This is a genomic window from Streptomyces sp. NPDC031100 (assembly GCF_055570785.1).
In genome coordinates this window covers 274058-280715 of sequence record NZ_JBVIGN010000009.1, presented here as the reverse complement: position 1 = coordinate 280715, position 6658 = coordinate 274058, and the positions used below count along the sequence as shown (strand labels likewise).

The window sequence follows — 6658 nt, the reverse complement described above, 5'->3', positions numbered from 1 at the left end:
TCCCACGTCTCTCCCCCCCCCTTCCACGGCTGGCCAGGGGGGGGACCTGCCGGGTGAGGGCGCGGTCCACTCGTTCTTGACCGGAGCTGCAGGGGCCCTTGCCAGGCTGCGAAGGCACGGCATCCGTCAATGTGGGAAGGGCGAACATGGGAGCAATCGAGGTTCCGGTCCTGATCGTGGGCGGCGGCGGATGCGGTCTGTCCGCCTCCGTCTTCCTGTCCGACCAGGGCGTCGATCATCTGCTGGTGGAGCGGCACCCGGACACGTCCAGGATTCCGAAGGCGCACTATCTCAACCAGCGCACGATGGAGATCTTCCGCCAGCACGGCATCGCCGAGGACGTGCTCGCGGAGGCGGCGCCGCTGGAGATGTTCGGCAAGGTGCGCTGGCAGACCACGCTCGCGGGCGACGGGCCGCTGGACCGGCGCCTGATCCATGAGATGGACGCCTTCGGCGGCGGTGAGCTGCGGGAGACGTACGCGGCGGCCGGGCCCGTCCTGCCCGCCAAGCTGCCGCAGATGTGGCTGGAGCCGATCCTGCGCCGCCACGCGGAGGACCGCAATCCCGGGCGGATCCTCTTCCACCACGAGGTGACCACCTTCTCCGACGAGGGCGACCACGTCGTCGCCGAGATACGGAACACCGAGACCGGTGAGATCACCACGGTCACGGCGCAGTACCTCATCGGTGCGGACGGCGGCCGTATGGTCGGGCCCGCGGCCGGCATCGAGATGCAGGGCCCGCCCGGACTGGTCAACACCACGACCGTGTACTTCTCCGCCGACCTGTCCGAGTGGTGGGAGGAGGGCACGCTCATCACCCACTTCCTCAGCCCGGAGGACCCCGATCTCTCCAGCAACCTCATCGAGATGGGTCCGAGTTGGGGCAAGAGGTGCGAGCAGTGGGGTCTGCACTTCGCTCCCGGCCCGCCCGGCCGCTGGGACACGGAGACGGTCGTCCCGAGGATCCGCGAGCTGCTGCGCATACCCGACCTGGAGGTCACCGTGCACAAGGTGACGGACTGGATCGTGCACGCGCACCTCGCCGACCGCTACCGGGTCGGCCGCGTGCTCATCGCCGGTGACGCCGCACACCGCCAGCCGCCCGCCGTCGGACTCGGCCTCAACACCGGTATCCAGGACGCGCACAACCTCGCCTGGAAGCTGGCCGCGGTGCTCGGCGGCCGCGCGCCCGACAGCCTGCTCGACAGCTACGAGGCCGAGCGCCGGCCCGTGGGCCGGGAGAACGTCGACTGGGCGGTGTCCGCCGCCATCCACCACCAGGCCGTCATCGACGCCGTCGGCGCCGGCCACAACATCCCGGCGGGGCGCCGGAAGCAGCGGCTCGAGGCGTACTTCGACCCGTCCCCGCTCGGCGACACCGTGCGGGCGCGCGCTCTGGAGATCTTCCACACCCACCGGGGCGGCTGCCAGTCGTTCGACATGGAGATCGGCTTCCACTACGAGGACGGCGCACTCGTCCCCGACGGCAGCGAGCCGCCGGCCCGTGTCCCGATGCGGAACGAGCACCAGCCGACGTCCCGCCCCGGGCACCGGCTGCCGCACGCCTGGATCAGCCGGAACGGTCAGCGCCTGTCCACGCTCGACCTCGCCGGCCGGACCGACTTCACGCTCCTCACCGGTCCGGAGGGGACGGCGTGGTGCGAGGCGGCCGCGCGGGTGGCGGAGAAGTTCTCGGTCCGGATCGTCACGGCCCGCATCGGCGCCGAGTACGCCGACGAGGACGGGGGCTGGGCGGCCGTACGGGAGATCGGCGACGCCGGCGCGATCCTGGTCCGTCCCGACCAGCATGTCGCCTGGCGCAGCACGGACGGCCGCGAGGACGCGGAGCAGGTCCTCGCGGAGGTGTTCGCCGCGATCCTGGACCGCTGATTCCGCACAGCAAGAAATCTGCACAATAGGAAATCCGCACAACAGGAAATCTGCACAGCACGAAAGAGGGGCCGTGCCCGATCACCGGGCACGGCCCCTTCTTCGTGTGCTCTCAGGCAGCGACCGCTCCCGAGCGCGCCGCGGCGTCCTTCTTCAGCCAGGCCAGGACCTGGTCGGCGGCCTTGCGCGCGGTGGCCATGCAGACACCGACGCCCACACCGTCGTACAGCGCGCCGCACACCGCGAGTCCGGGCTGGGCGGCCACCGCCTCCCGGATGCGCCGCACCCGCTCCAGGTGCCCGACCGTGTACTGCGGCAGGGCGTCGTGCCAGCGGCTCACCCGGGTCGCCACCGGCGCGCCGGTCACCCCCGTGGCCTCGGCCAGCTCGGCCGTCGCCAGCGCGACGAGATCGGCGTCGTCGCGCCCCAGCAGACGGTCCTCGCCGAACCGCCCCAGCGAGCAGCGGACGATCTCCACCTCGCCTGCCAGATGGGGCCACTTCACGGTCGTGAAGGTGACCTCCTTGACCGCCTTCCCCTCCACCGCGGGCACCCGGTAGGCGGCGTGTCCCCGGCCGGAGAGCCCGCCGCCGGGGAACGCCGTGCGGGGGTAGGCGAGCGTCACCATCGCCACGCTGGAGTACGGGACTTCGGCGAGCGCCGAGACGGCGGAGCCGGTGCCGGTCACCCCGGCGAGCAGGCTGCTCGCAGGGCCGGCCGGGACGGCGACGACGACGGCGTCCGCGTCGATGTACTCCGGGCCCGTGACCGGTCCCACGGTCAGCCGCCAGCCGTCCCCGGTACGCTCGAGCTTCGTGACGGGGGCGTCGGTGCGCACGGACGCGTCCGGGGCGGCGGCCAGCACCTGCCGCACGAGGACGGGCGGCAGCGAACCGAAGCCGCCCTCCAGGGTGGCGACGCTCACCGGCGGCGGCTTCTCGCCCTCCCGCAGCTGAGGCGTCAGCGAACCCGCCGCGTCCGCGAGCGAGTTGTGGTCCCGGGACGCCATGGCCAGCGGGGTCAGCGTGGCCTCGAACGACAGGTCCTCGGCCCGGCCGGAGAACACGCCGGCGAGGAACGGGTCGACGAGGCGGTCGACGACCTCCTGGCCGAGCCGGCCCCCGACGTACGCCGCGACCGAGACGTCGCCGCCCCGGTCGAACGAGGGCAGCACGAGGTCCTGCCGTGCCCGCTCGACCCCCTCGGCGGACAGCACGCCGGACCTGGCGAGGTCGTCCATGTCGCAGGGCACGCCCATGAACTGACGGTCGGGCTGGTGCCGGATCTCGCCCCGGGTCCAGATCGCCGACGCGGTGACGCCCGCCGACATGATCCGGTCGCCGAGCCCGGCGTCCTTGATCAGCCCGGTGGTCTTGCGACGGTTGGCGTACAGCGACTCGGCGCCCTCGTCGACCGCGACACCGGCCACCTCGGAGACCGACAGTTTCCCGCCGATCCGGGACGATCCCTCCAGGACCGTCACCCGGACCGGCTGGTTCCGCAGACAGAACGCAGCCGCCAGTCCCGCGATACCGCCTCCGACGATGACCACATGGGGCTTCGTGCTCGCTTGCTCCCGTTCGCTGCCAGCCATTCCACCAGCTCCTTCATGGTTACGGTGTCGTAGAGCCCGCCGCCGCGCCGGTGTACGGCGCCACGACGGGCTCTGGCAGTGTCGCCGGGGGCCCCGGAACCCCGGTCGAGAGCGGCTGGACTCTAGGGGCGGGCGATGCCGAACCAGCGGTCGAGGGCCTCGGCGAGGTCGTCGGTGGTCCCTGGGGAGGTCCAGGCGACGTAGCCGTCGGGACGGATGAGGACGGTGTCGAGGGCGGGTTGGGGGGTGGTGGTCCAGGTGGCGTTGACGATGTCGAGGCGGTCGGTGCGGCCTTGGGCGAGCTGCGTGGCCGTGGCGTCGGTGGTGATGAGGAGGCCGTGTCCGGTGTGCAGGAGGTCGGCGATGCGGGTGCGGGTGCCGTCGGGCAGGGTGAGTTCGTGCTCGGGCGGCATGCGCAGGCCGAGCAGGGGGTGGTCGCCCTTGCCCACCTCGTAGCGGACGCCGAGGTTGCTCAGCAGGCCGGCCAGGTACCCGGCGGCCTCCCGGTGGGAGACCAGCTCGGCCATGATGCCGCGGACCGGGTCCATGTCCTCGCCGGTGAGCCGCAGTTCGATCGCCGCGCGGGCGTTGCGCGCCAACTGCTCCCCGATCGGGTGGCGTTCGCCGTGGTAAGTGTCGAGCAGGCCCTCGGGCGCCCACCCCTTGACGGTCGCCGCCAGCTTCCAGCCGAGGTTCACCGCGTCCTGGACGCCCACGCTCAGCCCCTGCGCCATGGCCGGGGGCTGCACGTGCGCGGCGTCGCCCGCCAGGAACACCCGGCCGCGCCGGTACTCGGCGGCGGCCCGTGAGGCGTCGGTGAAGCAGCTGATCCAGCGGCACTCCCCGTGGTGGATGGACTCGCCGGTGAGCCGCTGCCAGGCGTCGGCGAGATCGGCGTAGGTGAGGGAGTCGCGGTCACGGGGCGGCGTTCCGGCCTCGTGCACGACGACCCGGGTGACGCCGTTCTCCAGGTCCATCGCCATGACCATGCTGCCGCCCGGCAGGTTCTCGCCGATGCGCCGCTTACGGGTCTCGATCCCGGTGACGTCGGCGGTGAGGAAACCGCGGGTGCCCTCGGTGCCGGGGAAGCCGATCCCGGCCAGCTTGCGCACGGAGCTGCGTCCGCCGTCGCAGCCGACCAGATACGAGGCGCTCTCCTCACCCGGTCCTTCGTGTCCTTCGACGCTCACCACGACGCCGTCGCCGGTCTCGTGGAGGCCGGTCACCTCGTAGCCGCGCAGCACCGGCACACCGAGTTCGGTCACCCAGTCCTCCAGCATCCGCTCGGTGCGGAACTGGGAGACGCCCCGGTGCCCGTAGTGGTCCTCCGCCAGCATGCCGAGGTCGATCGGGACCCCGCCGAAGTGGCTGTCGGCGCGCTCGGTCGCGCCGAGCCGGCCGAGCAGTCCGCGCTGGTCGAAGCATTCGGCGGTGCGCTTGGTGAAGCTCGCGCCGCGCGACTCGCGCGGCGGGACGGGAAGCCTCTCGTAGACGACGACGTCCACGCCGCGGAGCTTGAGTTCACCCGCCGTCATCAGCCCGACGGGGCCCGCGCCGACGACGATCACATCCCTGGCCATTGCATGTGCTCCTCTACGGTCGATGCCGCCGGTCAGCGGCCGGCGTTCTCGGGGACGCGGGTGGTGCCGAACCAGCGGTCGAGTGCCTCGGCGAGGTCGTCGGTGGTCCCTGGGGAGGTCCAGGCGACGTAGCCGTCGGGGCGTATGAGGACGGTGTCGAGGGCGGGTTGGGGGGTGGTGGTCCAGGTGGCGTTGATGATGTCGAGGCGGTCGGTGCGGCCCTGGGCGTGGCGTGCGGCTTCGGTGTCGGTGGTGATGAGGAGGCCGTGTCCGGTGTGCAGGAGGTCGGCGATGCGGGTGCGGGTGCCGTCGGGCAGGGTGAGTTCGTGCTCGGGCGGCATGCGCAGGCCGAGCAGGGGGTGGTCGCCCTTGCCCACCTCGTAGCGGACGCCGAGGCCGCTCACGATTCCCGCGATCCGCTCCGCCGCGTCCTTGTGGGCGAGCAGCTCGCCCACGACCTCGCGGACCGGGTCCATCGCGGCATCGCCGAGATAGAGCTTCTGCGCCGCCCGGGCGTTGCGGATCAACTCCCGCCCCACCGGGTGGCGTTCGGCGTGGTAGGTGTCGAGCAGGCCCTCGGGCGCCCACCCCTGGACGGTCGCCGCCAGCTTCCAGCCGAGGTTCACCGCGTCCTGCAGTCCGGCGCTGAGCCCCCACGCGGCCAGCGGCGGGATCTCGTGCGCGGCGTCGCCCGCCAGGAGCACCCGCCCGCGCCGGTACTCCTGGGCCAGCGCGGCGGAGTTGCCGCAGGCCCACAGCCACTGGGGCTGCGCGTCGTCGATGGACTCACCGGTGAGCCGCCGCCACGCGTCGGCGACCTGAGCGAACGTCAGCGCGCCCGGGTCCTGGTCGGCGGGCAGGGACGGGTCGTGGATGACGATACGGAGGCGGCCCTCGCCCAGCGGGGTGCACACCACCATGCTGCCGCCGGGAAGACGCTCGCCGATGGGCCGGGGGCGCAGGGCGATGCCGGTGATCTCCGCGGTGTACATCCCGCGGGTGGCCGCCCAGCCGGGCGCGGGGATGCCGGCCAGCGCGCGGACGGTGCTGCCCGCGCCGTCGCAGCCGACCAGATACGAGGCGCTCTCCTCACCGGGTCCTTCGGGTCCTTCGACGCTCACCACGACGCCGTCGGCGGTCTCGCTGAGGCCGGTCACCGCGTAGCCGCGCCGCACCGGGACGCCCAGCTCGGCCAGCCAGCCGGTCAGCGCCTCCTCGGTCCTGGCCTGGGACAGGCCCAGCACTCCGCTGTGATCCTCGTCGAGCATGCCGAGGTCGAAGCGGACCCCGCCGAAGTGTCCCATCGGGCCCCAGCGGAACCCGCCCAGCCGGGGCAGCAGCCCGCGCTGTCCCAGGGACTCGGCGGCCCGCCGGTTGAAACCGAGGGCGCGGGACTCGCCGGCCGGGGCGGGCAGCTTGTCGTAGACGACCACGTCCACCCCGCCCAGGCGGAGCTCGCCGGCGAGCATCAGGCCGACAGGCCCGGCACCGACCACTATCACGTCAGTATTTCTCATATTCAGGCCCTCTGTGTTTTTGGCAATAGTCGGTCGTGAAGCTACGCAGCGCCGTGTTCAACCGCAATGAACGGA

General features: G+C 72.4%; 4 protein-coding genes. 1 reads left to right on the top strand and 3 read right to left on the bottom strand.

What is annotated here, in order from left to right; genetic code table 11:
• Positions 1-146 precede the first annotated feature (146 nt).
• On the top strand, positions 147-1892 hold the full coding sequence (locus tag ACZ5DS_RS25910; RefSeq protein WP_468242745.1) for an FAD-dependent monooxygenase: 1746 nt from the start codon (positions 147-149) through the stop codon (positions 1890-1892).
• 112 nt (positions 1893-2004) lie between these two features.
• On the opposite strand, the gene hemG is transcribed toward ACZ5DS_RS25910, so the two are convergent.
• From hemG to ACZ5DS_RS25895, 3 genes are all read right to left on the bottom strand, one after another.
• Positions 2005-3486, bottom strand: coding sequence for a protoporphyrinogen oxidase (gene hemG, locus ACZ5DS_RS25905; RefSeq protein ID WP_468242743.1), 1482 nt, complete (start codon positions 3484-3486; stop codon positions 2005-2007).
• A gap of 122 nt (positions 3487-3608) precedes the next feature.
• Positions 3609-5066: an FAD-dependent monooxygenase gene (locus tag ACZ5DS_RS25900; protein WP_468242741.1), complete on the bottom strand. Its 1458-nt coding sequence runs from the start codon at positions 5064-5066 to the stop codon at positions 3609-3611.
• Between the two features lie 32 nt (positions 5067-5098).
• Entirely contained in the window at positions 5099-6583 is a 1485-nt protein-coding gene (locus ACZ5DS_RS25895) for an FAD-dependent monooxygenase (RefSeq protein WP_468242738.1), read from the bottom strand.
• Positions 6584-6658 lie beyond the last annotated feature (75 nt).

Coding starts and splice junctions, on each gene's coding strand:
- ACZ5DS_RS25910 (WP_468242745.1), top strand. CDS start 147: ATGGGAGCAATCGAGGTTCCGGTCCTGATCGTGGGCGGCGGCGGATGC.
- hemG (WP_468242743.1), bottom strand. CDS start 3,486: ATGGCTGGCAGCGAACGGGAGCAAGCGAGCACGAAGCCCCATGTGGTC.
- ACZ5DS_RS25900 (WP_468242741.1), bottom strand. CDS start 5,066: ATGGCCAGGGATGTGATCGTCGTCGGCGCGGGCCCCGTCGGGCTGATG.
- ACZ5DS_RS25895 (WP_468242738.1), bottom strand. CDS start 6,583: ATGAGAAATACTGACGTGATAGTGGTCGGTGCCGGGCCTGTCGGCCTG.